The sequence below is a fragment of the Pontivivens ytuae genome, assembly GCF_015679265.1.
GTDB lineage: Bacteria > Pseudomonadota > Alphaproteobacteria > Rhodobacterales > Rhodobacteraceae > Pontivivens > Pontivivens ytuae.
In genome coordinates this window covers 3,438,743-3,457,227 of sequence record NZ_CP064942.1, presented here as the reverse complement: position 1 = coordinate 3,457,227, position 18,485 = coordinate 3,438,743, and the positions used below count along the sequence as shown (strand labels likewise).

The following is an 18,485-nucleotide window of genomic DNA, read 5'->3' as shown; positions in this document are numbered from 1 at the left end:
CCTAACGCCGAGCGGCGCGGCAGCGTCGGGAGGGGGCGGGAGCGGCCCCGGTTCAGTCGGGCGTGCCGCGGAACCCGGTTGCGACCACGAATTTCTCGGAACTGTCGGAGCGGGAACTCGGCGGCTTCACATGCACGACCTTGGTGAACCGCTTCTTCAGGAGCGTCAGCAGTTCCCCCTCCGCCCCGCCGGCGAGGACCTTGGCGACGAAGGTGCCGCCCTCCTCCAGCACGTCGAAGGCGAGATAGGCCGCGGCCTCACAGAGCGCGATGATCCGCAGGTGGTCGGTCTGCTTGTGGCCCGAGGCGCTGGCAGCCATGTCGGACATCACAACGTCCGCCGCGCCGCCAAGCCACGCCTTCACCTTGTCGTCGGCGCCCTCATCGAGGAAGTCGAGCACGTGGATCTCGGCGCCGGGGATCGGATCGACCTCCTGCAAATCGATGCCGAGCACGGTGCCCTGCTTCTTCGACGGGCGGTCGGCGAGGGCGTTGACGCGGCGCACCGCGACCTGGCACCAGCCACCCGGCGCGCAGCCGAGGTCCACGACCCGAGCGCCGGGCACGAGGAAGCGGTACTTGTCGTCGAGTTCCAGGATCTTGTAGGCGGCGCGGCCGCGATAGCCGTCGCGTTTGGCCGCCTGCACGTAAGGGTCGTTGAGCTGGCGTTCGAGCCAGCGTTTGGACGAGAGCTTGCGCCCCTTCGCCGTCTTCACCTTCACGTGCAGGTCACGCTGGCCGCGGCCGGAGGTGTTCTTGGCCTTCATGCCGCGCCCTCCCGCTTCAGCACGCCGTCCGCGCCCATCATGGCGTAGAGCATGCCCTCGCGCAGGCCGCGGTCGGCGACGCGGAGCTGGTCGGTGGGCCAGATGCGCAGCAGGGTCTGGAGGATCGCGGCGCCCGAGATGACCAGGTCCGCGCGGTCGAGCCCGATGCCGAGCTGGCCGATACGGCCCTTGAACTCCTCACCGAGGAAGCTGTCGATCACCGCGTTGATCTCACCGCCCGTCAGGCGCATGCCGTCCACCGCGTTCCGGTCATAGCGGGTGAGGCCCAAATGCGCGGCGCCCACGGTCGTCACGGTGCCGGAGGTCCCGATCATCTGGAAATTGGAGAGGTAGTCGGGGAGCTCCGCATCGATATAGGGCGTGAACTCCGCCATCTGCTCCTCGAAATACCAGCTCATCAGTGCGAAGCGGGAGCGGTTGTCCTCCACATCCGAGAAGCGCTCGTGCAGGGTCGCCACGCCCAGCGGGACGCTGATCCAGTCCACCACGCGCAGGCCGTTGCCGGTGCGGGTGTCGGTCCCGCGGGAGCGGGCGAGCTTAAGTTTCATGATGGCGCGGCGGCGCTCCAGCGGGTCGACCTCGCCGACATCGAGCCAGACGAGCTCCGTCGAGCCGCCGCCGATATCGATGACCAGGACCTGGCTGGCATTGGGATCGACCAGCGGCGCGCAGGAGACTACGGCGAGGCGCGCTTCCTCCGCCGGGTCGATCAGTTCGAGCTTCAGCCCCGTCTGGCGCTGGACCTGCCGCAGGAAGAACTCGCCGTTGGACGCGCGCCGGCACGCCTCCGTCGCGACGAGGCGGGTGCGGCGCACGCCGTGGCGGCGGATCTTGGAAGCGCAGACCTGAAGGGCCGACAGCGTCCGCCCGATGGCGGCGTCGGAGAGGGCTCCGGTCCGCTCCAACTCCTTGCCGAGCTTCACCGATTTGGAAAACGCATCCACGATCTGGAAGCTGTCGGCACTTGGCGCTGCGATCAGCATCCGGCAGGAATTGGTACCGAGGTCGAGTGCCGCATAGAGCGGGCGGCCCTTCCTCGAACCGGAGGGGCGAGCCTGTGCGCTGCGCTGCCCTTTCCGATTCTGGTTCTGCCGCTGGGCGCGCATCTGCGGGGGTACTCCTATCAGTCCCGGCCTCGTGCCGGAGACGACCTAACCCCGATGTATCTGCCCGCCGCGTCAGGTGCAACCTTGGCCAAAAGATGGCGCGCGATCAGGGGGATCGCCCGGGCGCAACGAGTGTTGCAGAACGGCCTCTACCGAGGCCGCGCTGCCATAGTTCGATGGTGTTGAGCCGCTGGAGCGGGGCGTCAGGCGCCGCCGGCCACCGCGTTCACGCCCGATGCCTCGATCCCCAGCGCGTGGCAGATGTCGAAGGTCAGGTCGGGATTGTTGAGCGTGTAGAAGTGGAGGTGCTCGACCCCCTCCGCCATCAGGTCGCTCGCCTGCTCCGCGGCGATGGAGACGGCGAGAAGATGCGCCTCCTCCTCCGTCTGTGCGTTGCCGAAGGCGGTGTCCATCCAGCCGGGCACGCCCGCGGCACAACGCGCGGCGAAGCCCTTCATCTTGGTGAAGTTCTCCACCGGCAGGATGCCCGGAACGATCGGACCCGGGACACCGGCGGCAGCCGCGGCGTCGCGGAAACGCAGGAAGGTCTCGGTCTCGAAGCAGAACTGGGTGATGGCCGAGGTCGCGCCCGCATCGAACTTGGCCTTCAGCGCGTCGATATCGGTGGCGAGCGATGCGGCCTCCGGATGCTTCTCGGGATAGGCGGCGACGGCGATCTGGAAGTCGCCGACGCTGCGCAGGCCCTCCACGAGCTCGGCGGCGGAGGCGTAGCCGTCGGGATGGGGTTCGAACTTCTCCGCGCCCTTGGGCGGGTCGCCGCGCAGGGCCACGATGCGGCGAACGCCGAGGCGGGCAAACTCGCGGGCGACGTCCAGCGTCTCCTCCCGGCTCGCGCCGACGCAAGTGAGGTGCCCGGCCACGTCGAGGCGCGCGCGCTCGCGGATCGTCGCGATCGCCGTGCGCGTCCGCTCCCGCGTGGTGCCGCCCGCGCCATAGGTCACCGAGACGAATTTGGGGCCGAGCGGGGCCAACCGCTCCACCGAGCGCCAGAGCCGCATCGAGGCCGCCGGGCTGTGCGGCGGGAAGAATTCGAAGGAAAGCTGCGGGCGCGTCATCACGGAAAATCCATCTAACGAAGGGTGGTTGTGAACGGAGCTAGACCACTATATCCGACATAACAAGGACGGAAAACGACGCAATCGTATGCAAGGCCGCGCGGGATGTCGGGAAAACGCCATCGCGCGTCGCGGCACGGCATATGAATCGCCTCCGCGGCTGTCAAAACGCCGCAATGATCAGAGTGAAGGAGCCTCCGACGATGCCTGACGTGACCGTGGTCTTCTGGCGCGACATTCCAGCGCAGGTGATCGTGGGCAAGGGGCGTCGCGGCGCGAAGGTGCAGTTGCCCGAGCGCTTCGAGCAGGCCATCGACCGGGCCGCCATGAAGGGTGGCGCGGCGGGCACCGACGACTATCTGGCCGAATGGCGGCGGGCCGAGCCCTATGCCGTCGACGGTGAGCAGTCGGACGTTGCCGCGGCTGAGGCCGCCCGGCTCGACGCGGAATACGACGCGGACCGGCTCCGCACCCTGATCGCCAACGAAGGATGGGCGGAGGCGCGGTCATGAGCAACATTCTGAGCTTTCGGCGGAAGGCCCCTGCTCCTGCGGGGCTTGCGGGCTTTCTAGACGGGTTTTCCATCGAAGTGATGCCGCGCACGGCGGAGAAGATCGCCGATTTCCGCGATCTGCTGCCCGCGGGCACCCGCGTCTACATCGCCCATATCGACGGCACGCCGATCGAGGAGATGCGCGCGACCGCCGCCCGGCTGGTGAACGAAGGCTTCGAGGTGATGCCGCATGTTCCCGCGCGGATCGTGGCGAACAAGGCGGAGTTGAACGATTGGCTCGCGGGCTATGCCGATCTGGGCGTGCATCAGGCACTGGTGCTTGCGGGCGGCGTGGCGGAGGCGAAGGGCGACTTCGAGACCTCGATGCAGCTGCTGGAGACCGGGCTGTTCGATGCGCACGGTTTTACCCGACTGCATGTCGCGGGACACCCGGAGGGCAACAGGGACATCGATCCTGACGGCTCGGACGCGAATGTCAGCGCCGCGCTCGGCTGGAAGCAGGCGTTTTCGGAGCGGACGGACGCGCGCATGGCGATCGCGACGCAGTTCTGCTTCGAAGCGAAACCCGTCATCGCCTGGGCCGAGCGGCTCGCGGCCGAGGGGATCGACCTGCCGATCCATATCGGCGTGGCGGGGCCCGCGAAGCTGCAGACCCTCATCAAGTTCGCCATGATGTGCGGTGTCGGCCCGTCTCTGCGCGTGCTGCAGCGCCGTGCGGCGGACCTCACCAAGCTGGTGCTGCCCTTCACGCCGGAGGACTTCCTGCGCGAGCTTGCAGCGCACAAGACCGCCAATCCCGCCTTCGGCATCGAGGCCGTGCACTTCTTCCCGCTGGGCGGTATCACCACGACCGCCGAGTTCACGTCCGCGCACGGGGCCGCCCCGACCCGCGCGGCTCAAGCCTGAGGACAGACAGCCCATGACGCAGACCGTCGTCGAGTCGAAGTCGAAAACCGCAATCATCGGCTTCGATCAGCCCTTCTGCGTCATCGGGGAGCGGATCAATCCCACGGGCCGCAAGAAGCTCGCGGCGGAGCTGGAGGCTGGCGACTTCTCGACGGTGGAGAAGGATGCGCTGGAGCAGGTGGCGGCGGGTGCGACGATGCTCGATGTCAACGCGGGCGTTGTCTACAACTCCAACCCCAACCCGAACGAGACCGAGCCGCCGTTGATGCGGCAGATGATCGAACTGGTGCAGGGGCTGACCGACGTGCCGCTCTGCATCGACTCGTCCGTGCCCGGCGCGCTGGAGGCCGGGCTGGAGGCGGCCGAGGGTCGTCCCCTGCTCAATTCGGTGACCGGCGAGGAGGAGCGGCTGGAGGCGATCCTGCCGCTGGTCAAGAAATACAACGTGCCGGTCGTCGCGATCTCCAACGATGACACCGGGATTTCCGAGGATCCCGAGGTCCGCTTCGCCGTCGCGAAGAAGATCGTGGAGCGCGCGGCCGATTTCGGCATCCCGGCGCACGACATCGTGGTCGATCCGCTGGTGATGCCGGTGGGCGCGATGGGCACTGCAGGCCTCCAGGTCTTCGCGCTCGTGAAACGGCTGCGCGAGGAGCTGAGGGTGAATACGACCTGCGGCGCCTCCAACATCTCGTTCGGGCTGCCGAACCGGCACGGGCTGGGCGCGGCCTTCCTGCCGATGGCGATCCAGGCGGGGATGACGTCCGCGATCATGAACCCGATCCGCCCGCAGGAGATGGAGGCGGTGCGCGCCGCCAACTTCCTGATGAACAACGACCCGCACGGGGCGGAGTGGATCCGCACCAACAAGGCGCCGGGCGAGGCACCCGCTGGCGCCCGCGGCGGGCGTGAGGGCCGGCGGCGGCGGCGCGCGTCCTGATTTAGCACGCATCGATTGGCGGGACCGCCCCCTCCCCCTATCTGTGAGGGGAGGAGGCGTCCCATGCGTATCACAGTCTTTGCCGGTCTGGCCCTGCTGCTGGCCGCCTGTGGCGGACCCACGGCCTATGCCCCTGCGAGCGGCGGGACGGGCTATACCGACACCGCGCTGGAGGACGGCCGCTACCGCATCGCCTTCTCCGGCAACTCGCTGACGCACCGCTCAACGGTGGAGTCCTACATGCTCTTCCGCGCGGCGGAGGTGACGCTCGCCTCCGGTCACGACTGGTTCCGGATCGCTGATCGCGGGACGGAGGCGGAGACGTCGTTCCGCAGCACCAGCACGGGCTTTGACCGGTTTGGCTATCCGTTCCATCGCCCGGGCCTCGCCGGGCTCGACACCGTCACGACGCGGCCGATCACGCGCTACGAAGCGTTCGCCGACATCGTGGTCTTCGACGGGGAGAAACCGGCGGAGGACGTGATGGCCTACGACGCCCGCTCGGTGATCGCGACGCTGGGCCCGCTGGTCACTCGGCCGGCGCCATAGCGTCGATCCGGGCGCGCACATCGGCGACGCGGGCGCGGTTGAGCGGGAAGTTCCACATCATCGCGACCGCCGTGAGCTTCAGCGCGACGGGGGCGAGGGCGTAGAGGGCGGCGACCCAGATCAGCGCCGTCTCGTCATTGCCGCCCTGCCCCGAGAAGCCGACCATGTCGAGGATCAGGAGCGCGACGCCCCCCGACACGGCCACCGCCGCCTTGGTCGCCACCGACCACAGCGCGAAGAAGGCGCCGGTCCGCGCCTTGCCGCTGCGCGCCGTGTCGAGGTCCACCACGTCGGCCTGCATCGCGGGCGGCAGCGCGAGATCGGCGCCCAGCGCCAGTCCTGCGAGGCCCGAGATCACGGCGAAGAGCATCACGTCGCCCTCCCCCAGCAGGAACGCCCAGGTGAAGACCGTCGCGGCGTAGATCATGGCGAGGCACCAGACCCGGTGCTTGTCGAAGCGGCGGGCCGACCAGATCCAGATCGGCGCGCCGAGCATGGCGGCCCCGAAATAGAGGATAAGGAGCGGGCCCCCGGCCTCCGGCGCGCCGAGGCGGAACTCGACGAAGAAGAGGAACAGCGTCGCCGACAGCCCGTTGGCCGCCCCATTGATGAGGTAGGCGACGATCAGGCGGGCGAAGACCGGCTCCTCTCGCATCACGCGGAGCAGCGTGCGGGCGGCGGGAGTGCCGCGGCCGGCCTTGGGCTCGGGCGCCTTCCAGATCGCGATGAGCGTCAGGATCGGCAGGCCCACGGCCACCAGCAGGGCGACGCGCGCGAGGCCGGAGCCCGGATCTGCGGTGCCATAGAGCAGCATGGCGCAGACGGTGCCGAGCAGGCCCACCGTCTCCCGCCAGACGGTGATGCGGGAGCGTTCGGAGTAGTCGCCGGAAAGCTCCGCACCCCAGGAGAAGTAAGGCGTCAGGAACATGGTCCACGACACGGTGAGCATCAGCAGGAAACCCGCGAACCAGCCGATCCCGACGCCGTCGGGCGGGGCGAGCAGCGCCCAGCTTGCCACCGCGATGCCCGGCACGGCAACGACCAGCCACGGCTTGCGCCGCCGCCCGCCGATGGGCAGCCGGTCGCTGAGCCAGCCCATGGCCGGGTCGCTGAAGGCATCGAAGAGGCGGATCGCGATGAACACGGCACCGATCGCGCCGACGGAAAGACCCATCTCACCCGACCAGAACGGGGCGAGGAACACGAAGACCGGCAGGTAGATCGCCGCCAGCGGCAGCGCAGGTGCTGCATAGGCGGCGAGGACGCTGCGCGGCAGTCTCATGGTCAACCCCCCGGTGATGTCGGCGGCCGGACCGCGCGAACTCGCATTCTATGTGGGCCGCGCGAGGCCGATGGGAAGCGCTCGCGCCTCACATCGGCTCGGGCGCATTCAGCGGGGGCGGGTCACCGTGAGCTGGACCACATCCGTGGTGCGCTGCTGGAAGGTCGCGGCACAGCTCGTGAGGTAGAAGTTCCACATCCGGCGGAAGCGGTCGTCGAAACCCTGGGCCGAGATCTCGTCCCACTTCGCGTTGAAGGTCTCGTGCCAGCGGCGCAGCGTCTCCGAATAGCTTTGCCCGAACTCGATATTGGTGACCTCGGCGAGGTCCGCCTTCGCCACCTGCTCCCGCAGGGCGCTCATCGAGGGGAGCATGCCGCCGGGGAAGATGTATTTCTGGATGAAATCCACGCCCTTGCGGTATTCGGGGAAAAGGCGGTCGGCGATGGTAATGATCTGGAAGGTGCCCTTCGCGCCGGGCTTCAGCCGCTCGCGCACGCTGTCGAAATAGGCGGGCCAGTAGCGCTCACCCACCGCCTCGAACATCTCGATGGAGGCGATGCCATCGTAGGTGCCGGTCTCGTCACGGTAGTCGCGCAGCGCGATCTCCACCTGCCCTTCGAGCCCGGCGCGGCGGATGCGCTCCACCGCGTAGTCGTGCTGCTCCTTCGAGATGGTGAGGCCGGTGACGCGCGCGCCGCGTTCCTTCGCCGCGTACTCGGCGAAACCGCCCCAGCCGCAGCCGATCTCCAGGATATGATCGCCGGGCTTCACCCCGATCTGGTCGCACATGGAGGCGTATTTGGCGGTCTGCGCGTCCTCCAGGCTCTGCTGCGGCTCGGTGAAGATGGCGCTGGAATAGCTCATCGTGTCGTCGAGCCAGAGTGAATAGAAATCGTTGCCGAGATCGTAGTGGTAGCTGATGTTCTTCTTCGCCTGCACCTTGGAGTTCCGGCGCAGGAGGTGGTTGATCCGCTCCCAGACGCGGACCAGCGCCATGCCGGGCGTCTGCCGCCCGATCTCGTCATTGTTGAGGAGCAGGACATCGAGCAGCGATTGCAGGTCGGGCGTGTCCCACTGGCCGTCCATGAAGGCCTCGGAAAACCCGATCTCCCCGTCTCGAACGACGCGGGAGAACATCGCGCCGTCCTTGACGTCGATGCGGCCGTAGGGACCGGGTTCCGGCCCCGCGGCACGGAACACGCGGCCATCGGGCAGCTCAATATCGATGGTGCCGGCGCGGATGCCGCAGAGCGTGTCGAAGGCACGGGCGAACCAGCGCGGCAGATCGGTCTGTCCGGCGGTGGAGGTGAGGTGAGTCATGGGTGAAGCCTCCCGTCGGTCTTCATGCCGACTGTAAGTGGTTCGGGTGTCGAGTAAACCTGTCAGCGGGTCGCGGGGTCGGAGGTGCCGAGGAACTTCACGCCCTTCAGCGCCAGCCGCAGCGCCTGCCAGTGGATCGCGGCGATCACCTTGAGCGTCATCAGCGGGTGGGCCGCGACGGCGCGGGCGAGGGCCGCGTCGGTCGCGGGCTCGCCGATAGCCGTATGGGTCGCGATCAGAATCTCGCCGTCGTCGCCGTTCTGGCGAATGCGGAGCGCCAGCTTCTCCCCCGGGGCCGCGAGATCGAAGCGGTAGGTCTGCTCCATCGGGATGAAGGGCGAGACCCAGAAGGTCTTGTCCTGCCGCTGGCGGACCATGCCGTCCCGTGCCTCGGCCGGGAGGACATAGACCTCCTGCCCGCCATACGTGTTCTTCACCTCGTAGAGCGTGGCGTAGAGCGCGCCGTCGCGGTAGCAGAAATAGACAGAGAGCGGGTTGAAGACATAGCCCCAAAGCCTCGGGAAACAGTGCAATTCGATCCGTTCGGGTGGGGCTAGCCCGATCTCGGCCAGTCGCCGCTCCACCCACGGGCGAAGGGGCGAGCCGTCGCGCGCGCCGTGGTCGCGGTTGTCGAAGCGCAGCACGCGGTCCCAGATGCGGGAGCCAGCCATCGCCTCCTCCATCCGGTCAATGTCGAAGAGGCAGGAGAACACGCGGTAGCGGAAGCGGTGGCGCTTCGGTTGCAGCCGCATGTGCATGACATGCCCGCGATATAGGGTGATCGCGCTCATTCCGCCGCTGCGGCCAGCGGTGTGGCCATCGGTTCGATCGGCTCGCCCGCCCAGGAGGGGGTCGCACCCAGTGCCGCGGCGACGCGCAGACCGGCGCGCAGCCCGTCCTCGTGGAAGCCGTAGCCCAGCCATGCCCCTGCATACCACACGCCGCCGCGGCCCTGGATCGTGTCCATCCGGCCCTGCGCGTCGAACGCGGCTTGGGTGAAGAGCGGGTGCGCGTATTCAAAGCGGGCATGGGCCCGCTCCGGCGGCTGGGCGGGGTTGAGCGAGACGAAGTAGTCGCGGCCCTCGATCCCCTGCAGCCGGTTCATCCAATAGGTGATCGGCGCGGGCCGGTCGGTGTCGTTACCGTCGGACAGGAAGTTCCAGCTCGACCACACGCGCTTGCGCTTCGGCATCAGCGCGGGGTCGGAGTGCAGCCAGGCGATGTTGCGCGAGGTCTGGAAGCTGGAGAGCACATCGCGCTCCTCCGCATCCAGATCGGCGATTATCGCGCGGGACTGCGGCGCGTGGGACGCAAGCACCACCTGATCGAAGCTCGCCTCGGACCCGTCGGTGAAGCGCACAAGGGGCCGCCCGCCGGGCCGCCGGATCTCCGCCACGCCAATGCCCGCGACCGCGGTCGGCAGCCGCCCGATCAGGCGGCGGACATATTCGCGGGAGCCGCCATCGACCGTGCGCCAGCGGTGCCCCGGCCCGTTGCCGTTCAGAAGCTGGTGGTTCTTGAAGAAATGGACGAAGTTCTCCGCCGGGAAATCGAGCATGTCACCGGTCGGCGTCGACCAGATCGCCCCGCCCATCGGCAGCAGGAAGCAGTCGCGCAGCCAGTCGCCATAGCCGCCGGCCTCGAGATACTGGCCGAGGCTCAGCCCCTCCAGCCGCCCCTCGACGAGATCGGACTGTGCCTCACGGTGGAAGCGCAGGATCTCCCGCACGCCGCCGACAAAGCGGGGCGAGAGGATGTTGAGCGGCTGGGCGAAGACCTTCCAGACGTTGTCGCAGGCATATTCCGTGCGGCCGCCATTGACCGACATGCCGAAGCTCATGTCCGAGGCGCGCGTCGGCACGTCCAGATGCTCGAAGAGCGAGGTCAGGTGCGGATAGTTCGCGTGGTTGTAGACGATGAAACCGGTGTCGACCGGCTGGCCGTCCACCTCCACCGTGTTGGCGTGACCACCGAAGCGGCTGTCCTTTTCGATGAGTGTGACGTCGGCAACCTCGCTCAAGGCGAGAGCCGCGCCCATCCCGGCGATGCCGGATCCGATGACGGCGATTTTCACAGGTTTTGTCCCACGTTCAGTTCTTGAAGTCTTCGTATGCGTCGAGGGCTCGCTGGCGGCCCTCTTTCAGTCCGATCATGCGTTCGGGGTAGGCGTCGTCCGGGGAGAGGCCCCAGCTTTCGGGAATGGCGTCATAGAAAGCGGCCGCTTCGTCGCTGGCATCCACGTCGAGCCAGCGCTTGCGGTAGACGCCGTCCGGGTCGAACTTCTCCGCCTGTGTCTGCGGATTGAAGACCCGGAAATAGGGCGTGGCATCGGGGCCCGAGCCCGCGGACCACTGCCAGCCCAGCGCATTGGAGGCCGGGTCGTGATCGACGAGGCAATCCTCGAACCAGTCATGGCCGACGCGCCAGCTCGTCATCAGGTGCTTGGTCAGGTAGGAGGCGACGATCATGCGCACCCGGTTGTGCATGTAGCCGGTGACGTAGAGCTCGCGCATCCCTGCATCGACGATGGGCTCGCCGGTGAGGCCCCGCTTCCACTTCGTCGCCTCGGCATTGTCCTTCTGCCAGGGGAACTCGGCCCATTCCTCGCGCCAGGCGGTGTCGCGGATATGGGGTGTGTGGTGGATGAGATGCCAGGCGAAGTCGCGCCAGACCAGCTCCTTGAGGAAGGTCTCGGGCCCTGCCCCGCCCTTGTCATGCAACTGCCGGTAGGCCGCGTGCCAGACGGTGCGGATGCCGATCTCGCCCAGTGCGAGATGCTGGCTGAGCCGGGATGTGCCGTCATGGTCGGGCCGGTCGCGTTCGTCCGAATATGAGTGGATGCCGTGGCCCATGAAGGATCCGAGACGCCCGCGGGCGGCCTCCTCCCCCACACTCACGTAACGGGCCACGACATCCGCCCCCCTCCGCATCGAAGTGCCGAGGGCCCACGCCTCGAGTGTCTCCGATGAAGGCCAGGTGTCGGGTGCGGGGACGGTGGACGGCGTCGCCTCAGGCTCGGGCACGTCGCGGTCCTTCACCGCCTTCCAGTAGGGCGTGTAGACCTTGTAGAAGCCGCCGGTGCCGGTCTCGACCGTCCAGGGCTCGTGCAGGACGTGGCCCTCGTGGCTGACCGCCTCGATGCCGGTGTCCTTGAGCGCCGACTTCACCTTGCTGTCGCGGTCGATGGAGCGGCTGTCGTAGAGGCGAGACCAGTGCACGGCGGTGGCCCCGGTCTCCTCCACCAGCTTCAGCAGGACGTCGAGCGCCTCACCCGAGCGGAATATGAGCCGGCTGCCCTTCTCCTCGAACCGCTTGGCGAGATCGTCGAGCGACAGGCCGAGGCGCCATTTGGGTGCCGCGCCCATATCGTCCACCTGCCCGTCCCGGATGAAGACCGGGATGACCGGCCCGCCCCGGCCGATCGCCGCCACCAGGGCGGGGTGGTCGGACAGGCGCAGGTCGCGGCGAAGCCAGAGGATGGTGGGTGAAGGCACCGGGAACGCTCTCCGTCTGAAGTGTCGAAACCGCTTACGGCGGCGATGTGGGCTCGGATCACACGCGGCGGCCGGTGGTCGCACTGATCCCGGCCGGAAGGTGCAGCGTAGGCGGAGAACTGGAGGATCCGCGATGCCGCATGTCTCGATCACCGGGCTCACGCTGAAGGGACCGTGGCACCTGCCGTGGTTCTGGCGGCATACGCTCGCCAGTGTCGCGAGCGTGCGGCGGAGCGAGGGCCTGATCTCCTTCGACGCGCGGCAGGTCGGGCGGACGCATCACACGCTGACGGTGTGGGAGGATGCAGCGGCGATGCGCCGCTTCTTCGCCGGTCCCGCGCACCGGCGGGCGATGCGCGGCTGGCGGCGGCATGGCACGGGCCGGGTGCTCGGCTATACGACCGACGCGCCGCCGGGATGGGACGAGGCGCTGATGCGCCTCGCCCGGGATGGTCGGCAACTCTAACACACGCCGCGCCGCTCATCCCGCAGGCCGATTGCGATCGCGACCATCAGTGCCAGGAGGACGATGGTGAACGGAAAGCCGGTGGACACCGCCATGGCCTGCAGCGAGGCGAGCCCGCCGCCCAGCAGCAGCGCGATGGCCACGAGCCCCTCGAAGATACACCAGAACACCCGTTGGGGCATCGGCGCGTCGACCTTGCCGCCGGCCGTGATCGTGTCGATGACCAGCGAGCCCGAGTCCGACGAGGTGACGAAGAACACGATCACCAGCACGATCCCGATGAAGGAGGTGATGCCCGCCAGCGGCAGCTCGGACAGCATGACGAAGAGCCTGAGCTCCAGCGCTGCATCGGCCACGTCCGTCATCCCCGCCTGCACCTGCGCGATGGCGGTGCCGCCGAAGACGGTCATCCAGAGCACGCAGACCATGCTGGGGATCAGGAGGACGCAGATCACGAACTCCCGCACCGTACGCCCGCGGCTCACCCGCGCGATGAACATGCCGACGAAAGGCGACCAGGAGATCCACCACGCCCAGTAGAACGCCGTCCAGCCCTGCGAGAAGTTCACGTCCTCCCGCCCGAACGGGTTGGAGAGTGCGGGCAGGTAACTCACGTAGCTCACCAGGCTGTCCGCGAAGGTCGTGAGCAGGAAGATCGGCGAGCCCACGAGGAAGACGAAGACCAGGAGCAGGAAGGCGAGGCCCATGTTGAGCTCGCTCAATCGCTTCACCCCGCCGTCGAGGCCGGCGAGGACCGAGACGGTGGCGACGGCGGTGATCGCGAGGATCAGCAGCACCTTGGACATGTCGCCGTTTGGGATGCCGAACAGGAACTCCAGCCCCGCATTGGCCTGCTCCGCCCCGAAGCCCAGCGAGGTGGCGAGGCCGAAGAGCGTGGCGAAGACCGCCAGCGTGTCGATGATATGACCCCACCAGCCCCAGACCCGGTCGCCGAGGATGGGATAGAAGGCCGAGCGGATCGTGAGCGGCAGCCCCTTGTTGTAGGAGAAGAGCGCGAGGGCGAGGGCCACGACCGCGTAGATCGCCCAGGGGTGCAGCCCCCAGTGGAAGATGGTCGCTGCCATGCCGAGGGACGTCGCCGTCTCCGCATCGCCGGCCGCGGCACCCAGCGGCGCCCAGTCGGTGCGCGCGCCGCCCTCGGCCGCTGTGCCGCCCATGGCGCTCGAGAAGTGGCTGATCGGCTCGCTGACGCCGTAGAACATCAGCCCGATGCCCATACCGGCGGCAAACAGCATCGCGAACCAGCCCGGATAGGAGAAGTCCGGCGTCGCATCCGGCCCGCCGAGGCGCACATTGCCCCAGGGCAGCACGACGAGCGCGAGGCAGAACAGGACGAAGAGATTGGCCGCCGACAGGAAGAACCAGTCGAAGGTCGCCGTCAGCCAGTTGCGCATCCCGTTGAAGATCTCCGCCGCGCCCTCCTGAAAGGTGAGCGTCAGGAAGACGAAGGCGACGATCGACAGGCCGGAGATCAGAAAGACCGGATTGTGAATATCGACGCCGACCGGCCCGATCTGAGTGGTGATGTTGTCCTGACCGATCTCGTAATCGGTCTCGATTTCATTCGGAACGTCCGGTTCCGCCGATATATCTGCCATCGGATCCTGCTCCTCGTGACGGTGTTGACCATTTCGGTCTCGAAAGTGTCACGGAAGACGCCGATGTCGAGGCCGCGACATCCGCGGCATCGGATGCCGAAAACGACATCCGATCCGGCGGCAGTCTCAGCCCTCGCCGTTGTCGAGCTCGGTCTCAGCCACCCGGCAGGCACTGGCGAAGGCGAGCATCGCGTCGGCGGCGATGTCCCACTGGACCGTGGGAATGCTGGCGAAGCGCGCCTCCACCGCCTCGATCATCTGATCGTAGAGCTGGGCAATCTCCAGCCGCTTGGCGGCGACGAGTTCGACCGAGACCGAGCGCCGGTCGCGCTGCAGGCGCATTCGTCGCACGAAGCCCGCGGCCTCGAGCCGGTCCACCATCGCGGAGACGGCACCACTGGTAAGACCGGTCCTGCGACCGATCTGGCGTACGGTAAGAGGTCCGGTGTCGAGGAGATTGATGCACCGCAGATCCTGCCGGTTGAGCCCCAGCCTGCGGGCGATCGATCCATCTACGGCGTCGAGAGCGGCCTGAACCGCCCGCCCGGCGCCGATCAGGTTCGCAGGGCCCCCCACTGCGAACCTCTCTCGATCAATGAGCGAGTTCATGACCTGATAAGGAAGCTTTCAAAATGCGTTCGTCAAAGGGTCCCGCGGCGACAGAGTGATGCTTTTTGCAAAAAATTCGTCTCGATGGTGACGCCACGTCACGAAGAATCCGAAAAAGCGAAGGCGACGTCATAGCTTAGGACCTCTCGGTATCTGCTATCGGCCGAAACCTTGGCAAAATGGCAACAGCGACAGATGCGCGGAAACACTTTGCATCCGGGCGAAGATCCGCCCGGATTGCTTTACGGTACAACTAATCTCACCCTACGGAAAGCTAGACGTTCGTATCGACGACCACGCGGCCCCGGACCTGACCGCCGAGGATATCGGCCCCCAGCTTCGGAAGGTCGGCGAGCGTCGCGGGCTGGACCATCGCCTCGAGCTTGTCCATCGGCAGATCCTCCGCGATCCGCTTCCAGGCCCGCAGGCGGTTGTCATAGGGCTGCATGACGCTGTCGATGCCGAGCAGGTTCACCCCGCGCAACAGGAACGGGATCACCGTGGCCGGCAGCCCTGCCCCGCCGGCGAGGCCCACGGCGGCGACGCTCGCCCCGTACTGCATCTGGCCGAGCACGCGGGCGAGCATCGCGCCCCCCACCGCATCGACGCAGCCCGCCCAGGTCTCGGCCTCCAGCGGACGCTTGACGGTCTCGTTGATCTCCTCGCGTGCGACGATCTTCGTGGCCCCCAGATCCTTGAGGTAGTCCGCCGTCTCGGGCCGCCCGGTCACGCCCGCGACCTGGTAGCCGCGCTTGGCGAGGATGGCCGTGGCGACCGAGCCGACACCGCCCGCGGCACCCGTGACCAGCACCTCGCCCTTCGACGGCTCCAGCCCGTGATCCTCCAGAGCCATCACGGCCAGCATGGCGGTGAACCCGGCGGTGCCCACCGCCATCGCCTGCCGCGTCGTGAGGCCATCGGGCAACGGTACGAGGTGGTCCGCCTTCACGCGCGCCTTCTGCGCATAGCCGCCCCAGCGGTTCTCACCGACGCGCCAGCCGGTCAGCACGACCTTGTCGCCGGGTTTGTAGCGGTCGTCCTCCGAGCTCTCCACCGTTCCGGCGAGGTCGATGCCCGGCACATGCGGATAGTCCCGCACCAGCCCGCCGCCCGGCCCGATGCAGAGCCCGTCCTTGTAGTTCACGGTCGAGTACTCGACGGCGACCACGACCTCGCCCGCGGGAAGCTGGTCGAGCTCCACCTGTTCGACGGCGGCGGAGGTCTTTCCGTCATCGCCCTTGCGGACGACCAGCGCGTTGAAGCTCATGTCTGTCTCCCTGAAGATGCCGCCCCTTGCCGGGCCGCTTTCGAATTCGTGGAAATACTCACGTCGCGCCGCAGACGACGCGCGCGCCGCTCAGTTCGGGCCGGACCAGTCGATCTTCACGATCTCCGCCGAGCGGCCGCCGAAGTCCCAGACCCGGCCGTAGTCGCGCACCCGGCTCTTGGTGCCGCGCGCCACCGCGATGTCGGGGCCCATCCAGTACTGGGAGTTGCGGATCATGACGGGGCCGTCATCGGCGCCCGCGATCTCCTCGATCTCGCCCTGGATCTTCTTGCCGACGATAAGGCGGCGCTTGCGGCCCTCGCTCTCGATCACCACGGGCGCGCGCTCATGCCCGATGATCTCACTGACCAGCATGGTGAAGAGGCCGGTGGTGCCCCGCGCGGCACCCGAGAAGATCTGGAGGAGTCCCTCGTAGGCCGCGTCCGAGCAGCGCTCGTCCATGTAGGCGGCGACCTTCCAGTTGCCCTCGCCCATCCGGCCCGGGATGTCGAGCATCAGGCCCACGTTGAGCCCCGACAGCTCCTCGCCCGCATACGCGCCCTCATCGATGCGCACCCCGATCCAGGCGTGGCAGGCGCCTTCGGTGGGCGGGTGGGCGCCGAGGCTCACCACGCAGGGGCAGAAGACCGTGCAGTTGCAGTTGAGGATGAGCTCCCCGCGGATGTGCCACTCGGGCAAGGTGTCGAGCATGTGTCCTCCCTACAGGGCCGCGAGGCCGACCCAGAGCCCCAGTCCGATCAGGGCGATCCCGATGGGCGCCGTCAACCAGACGCCGATCGCCGGCAGTTTCTCCAGAACCATCAGGAACGTCGCGAGCCCCATCCACAGGAGGCTCATCATCCCGCCCGCAAAGCCGATCGCCATCAGGCCCCAGCAGCAGCCCGCGCAGTAGACCCCGACCACGAGGCCGAGCCGCGCGCCGCCGCGCAGGCCGGGGCGGAACCCGGCGAGGATATGGGTCATAGGGTTCCGGCAATAGGACGCGCAGCGGTCCTTGAGCGCCGTGAACTGGTAGAGCCCCGCGATGATCAGGAGCCCGGCGGAGAACCAGGGCGAGAGGCTCTGTCCCATGCCCCCGATCAGCCCGATCTGCAACAGCGCCACCTGCACGGCGGCGAGGAGGGCGGCCACGCCCACCCAGATCGCGGAGTAGCCCCAGACGAACCCGGCGAAGCCGATGGGCCGCGCCAGCCCCGCCTCGATCAGGTCGGTGAAGACGCGGGCCGTGGGCACGAAGGTCGGCAGCATCATCGCGGCCATCATGATCGACCACATACCGAAGAGCGGGCCGAAGCTGCTCATGTCCATCATCATGCCGCCGGAGGCCATGTCGCCGGTCATTGCACCGTCGGTCATGCTGCTGCCGGACATGCCGCTATCCATCATGGCGCTGGCCGAGGCCATCCCGGTTTCGGACATGGTGCCGGCCGCCATCTCGCCCGCGGCCATCCCCTCCATCGCCATGCCGTCCATCGGCATGCGCGGGAAGCCCAGGAGGTCGATCTGCATGGATGTCGCGGACTGGTAGAGCATCCACCAGGAGCCCAGGCACACCGCGAAGAAGCCGAGCCAGGCGATCGCGCGCGTCAGGACCACGGCCCGGCCGTCGGTGTCGCGCAGGATATCTTTGACTGCCGTCCTCATCGCGCCGAACATCGCCCTGCAAGCTTTGAAACGCAAATCCAATTTGCCGACCGCGACCTGCGCGCTGACAGGGCGGCTGATCCGTGCCATGCTGCGGCATCCCCGACATGAGGAGTGGACCAATGGGCGTGGACTTCCTGCTGACGGCACTGATCGTCGTGATCGCTCCGGGAACCGGGGTGCTCTACACCCTGTCGGTCTCGCTCGGCCGGGGCCTGAGCCCGGGTCTCGCCGCGGTCGTCGGCTGCTCCTTCGGGATCGTGCCGCACCTTGCGGCCGCCTTATTGGGCCTCGCCGCGATCCTGCATGCGAGTGCCGTCGCCTTCCAGCTCGTGAAGTATGCGGGCGTGATCTTCCTTCTGTGGATGGCGTGGAAGACGCTGAAGGAGACGGGGACGGCGGGTGACGGGCCGGAGGCGCCGCGCGGGCTTGTCCGGATCGCAGTGCGGGGCGCGCTGATCAACGTGCTCAATCCCAAGCTCTCGATCTTCTTCCTCGCCTTCCTGCCGCAATTCGTCGATCCGGCGGCGGGCAATGCGACGGCGCAGATGGCGCTGCTCGGCCTCGTCTTCACGGTGATGACGGCGGCGGTTTTCGCGCTCTATGCCGTCTTCGCTGCAGCTGCGCGCAGCCAGATCCTCGGCAACGCGGCGGCCATGCGCTGGCTGCGCCGGGTCTTCGCCGCGGCCTTCGGCGGGCTGGCGCTGCGTCTGGCGAGCGAGACCCGCTGACGGGGTTCCATCCGCCCGTCCGGAACTTCGCGAGAATTGAAGATACGTCCTCCGCAACCTTTTTTCGGGTTCCCCGTTGCTCTTTCGACAGGCGGGACGCGGATGGGGGTCCGCACCGCCAGGAGGGGGAGCCGCCCGGGCGTGGGGACGTTCG

The 18,485-nt window shown here is 67.7% G+C and carries 19 protein-coding genes; 6 read left to right on the top strand and 13 right to left on the bottom strand.

Going from position 1 to position 18,485, the window contains the following annotated elements; all coding sequences use genetic code 11:
* Window positions 1–52 precede the first annotated feature (52 nt).
* The 3 genes from I0K15_RS17205 to metF form a co-directional block, all read right to left on the bottom strand.
* Entirely contained in the window at window positions 53–766 is a 714-nt protein-coding gene (locus I0K15_RS17205; protein ID WP_196102712.1) for an RlmE family RNA methyltransferase, read from the bottom strand.
* Window positions 763–1,893, bottom strand: coding sequence for a Ppx/GppA phosphatase family protein (locus I0K15_RS17200; protein ID WP_196102711.1), 1,131 nt, complete (start codon window positions 1,891–1,893; stop codon window positions 763–765). Before I0K15_RS17200 ends, I0K15_RS17205 begins: the two co-directional genes overlap by 4 nt.
* A 203-nt stretch (window positions 1,894–2,096) precedes the next feature.
* Window positions 2,097–2,969, bottom strand: a complete 873-nt coding sequence (gene metF / locus I0K15_RS17195; RefSeq protein ID WP_196102710.1) for a methylenetetrahydrofolate reductase [NAD(P)H] — start codon at window positions 2,967–2,969, stop codon at window positions 2,097–2,099.
* A 203-nt stretch (window positions 2,970–3,172) separates the two neighbouring features.
* Here metF and I0K15_RS17190 point away from each other — a divergent pair, with 203 nt between their 5' ends.
* From I0K15_RS17190 to I0K15_RS17175, 4 genes are all read left to right on the top strand, one after another.
* On the top strand, window positions 3,173–3,481 hold the full coding sequence (locus I0K15_RS17190; protein ID WP_196102709.1) for a virulence factor: 309 nt from the start codon (window positions 3,173–3,175) through the stop codon (window positions 3,479–3,481).
* The gene (locus I0K15_RS17185; protein WP_196102708.1) at window positions 3,478–4,389 is read left to right on the top strand and encodes a methylenetetrahydrofolate reductase; all 912 of its coding nucleotides are present in this window, start codon (window positions 3,478–3,480) and stop codon (window positions 4,387–4,389) included. Before I0K15_RS17190 ends, I0K15_RS17185 begins: the two co-directional genes overlap by 4 nt.
* Before the next feature lie 13 nt (window positions 4,390–4,402).
* Window positions 4,403–5,329 carry a methyltetrahydrofolate cobalamin methyltransferase gene (locus I0K15_RS17180; RefSeq protein ID WP_196102707.1) on the top strand — a complete coding sequence of 309 codons (927 nt, stop codon included), beginning with the start codon at window positions 4,403–4,405 and terminating at the stop codon, window positions 5,327–5,329.
* Window positions 5,330–5,392: 63 nt separating this feature from the next.
* Window positions 5,393–5,878 (top strand): CC0125/CC1285 family lipoprotein, encoded by a 486-nt coding sequence (locus I0K15_RS17175; protein WP_196102706.1) that lies wholly within the window; start codon window positions 5,393–5,395, stop codon window positions 5,876–5,878.
* Here the strand turns inward: I0K15_RS17175 and I0K15_RS17170 are convergent.
* The 5 genes from I0K15_RS17170 to I0K15_RS17150 all read right to left on the bottom strand — a co-directional run bounded on the left by I0K15_RS17170 (window position 5,859) and on the right by I0K15_RS17150 (window position 11,974).
* A complete protein-coding gene (locus tag I0K15_RS17170) occupies window positions 5,859–7,160 on the bottom strand; it encodes an MFS transporter (protein ID WP_196102705.1) in 1,302 nt (433 codons plus the stop codon). The genes I0K15_RS17175 and I0K15_RS17170 overlap by 20 nt on opposite strands.
* Window positions 7,161–7,268: 108 nt before the next feature.
* A complete protein-coding gene (locus I0K15_RS17165; protein ID WP_196102704.1) occupies window positions 7,269–8,480 on the bottom strand; it encodes an SAM-dependent methyltransferase in 1,212 nt (403 codons plus the stop codon).
* Between the two features lie 62 nt (window positions 8,481–8,542).
* Window positions 8,543–9,271 carry a DUF1365 domain-containing protein gene (locus I0K15_RS17160; protein WP_196102703.1) on the bottom strand — a complete coding sequence of 243 codons (729 nt, stop codon included), beginning with the start codon at window positions 9,269–9,271 and terminating at the stop codon, window positions 8,543–8,545.
* Complete coding sequence (locus tag I0K15_RS17155) at window positions 9,268–10,554, bottom strand: NAD(P)/FAD-dependent oxidoreductase (RefSeq protein ID WP_196102702.1); 1,287 nt, start codon at window positions 10,552–10,554, stop codon at window positions 9,268–9,270. The genes I0K15_RS17160 and I0K15_RS17155 overlap by 4 nt, the downstream gene beginning before the upstream one ends.
* Before the next feature lie 16 nt (window positions 10,555–10,570).
* Window positions 10,571–11,974: a cryptochrome/photolyase family protein gene (locus I0K15_RS17150; protein ID WP_196102701.1), complete on the bottom strand. Its 1,404-nt coding sequence runs from the start codon at window positions 11,972–11,974 to the stop codon at window positions 10,571–10,573.
* Window positions 11,975–12,107: 133 nt separating this feature from the next.
* Here I0K15_RS17150 and I0K15_RS17145 point away from each other — a divergent pair, with 133 nt between their 5' ends.
* A complete protein-coding gene (locus tag I0K15_RS17145; RefSeq protein ID WP_196102700.1) occupies window positions 12,108–12,440 on the top strand; it encodes an antibiotic biosynthesis monooxygenase in 333 nt (110 codons plus the stop codon).
* Here the strand turns inward: I0K15_RS17145 and I0K15_RS17140 are convergent.
* The 5 genes from I0K15_RS17140 to I0K15_RS17120 form a co-directional block, all read right to left on the bottom strand.
* Window positions 12,437–14,059 carry a BCCT family transporter gene (locus I0K15_RS17140; protein WP_196102699.1) on the bottom strand — a complete coding sequence of 541 codons (1,623 nt, stop codon included), beginning with the start codon at window positions 14,057–14,059 and terminating at the stop codon, window positions 12,437–12,439. The genes I0K15_RS17145 and I0K15_RS17140 overlap by 4 nt on opposite strands.
* 126 nt (window positions 14,060–14,185) lie before the next feature.
* Window positions 14,186–14,668, bottom strand: coding sequence for a MarR family transcriptional regulator (locus I0K15_RS17135; RefSeq protein ID WP_196102698.1), 483 nt, complete (start codon window positions 14,666–14,668; stop codon window positions 14,186–14,188).
* Window positions 14,669–14,942: 274 nt separating this feature from the next.
* Window positions 14,943–15,935: an acryloyl-CoA reductase gene (gene acuI / locus I0K15_RS17130; protein ID WP_196102697.1), complete on the bottom strand. Its 993-nt coding sequence runs from the start codon at window positions 15,933–15,935 to the stop codon at window positions 14,943–14,945.
* Between the two features lie 90 nt (window positions 15,936–16,025).
* On the bottom strand, window positions 16,026–16,646 hold the full coding sequence (locus tag I0K15_RS17125) for a DUF1326 domain-containing protein (protein WP_196102696.1): 621 nt from the start codon (window positions 16,644–16,646) through the stop codon (window positions 16,026–16,028).
* A 9-nt stretch (window positions 16,647–16,655) separates the two neighbouring features.
* Window positions 16,656–17,600, bottom strand: coding sequence for a copper chaperone (locus I0K15_RS17120; RefSeq protein ID WP_196102695.1), 945 nt, complete (start codon window positions 17,598–17,600; stop codon window positions 16,656–16,658).
* 122 nt (window positions 17,601–17,722) lie between these two features.
* Between I0K15_RS17120 and I0K15_RS17115 the strand changes: the two genes are divergently transcribed.
* Entirely contained in the window at window positions 17,723–18,331 is a 609-nt protein-coding gene (locus I0K15_RS17115) for a LysE family translocator (protein ID WP_196102694.1), read from the top strand.
* The last annotated feature ends 154 nt before the right edge of the window (window positions 18,332–18,485 follow it).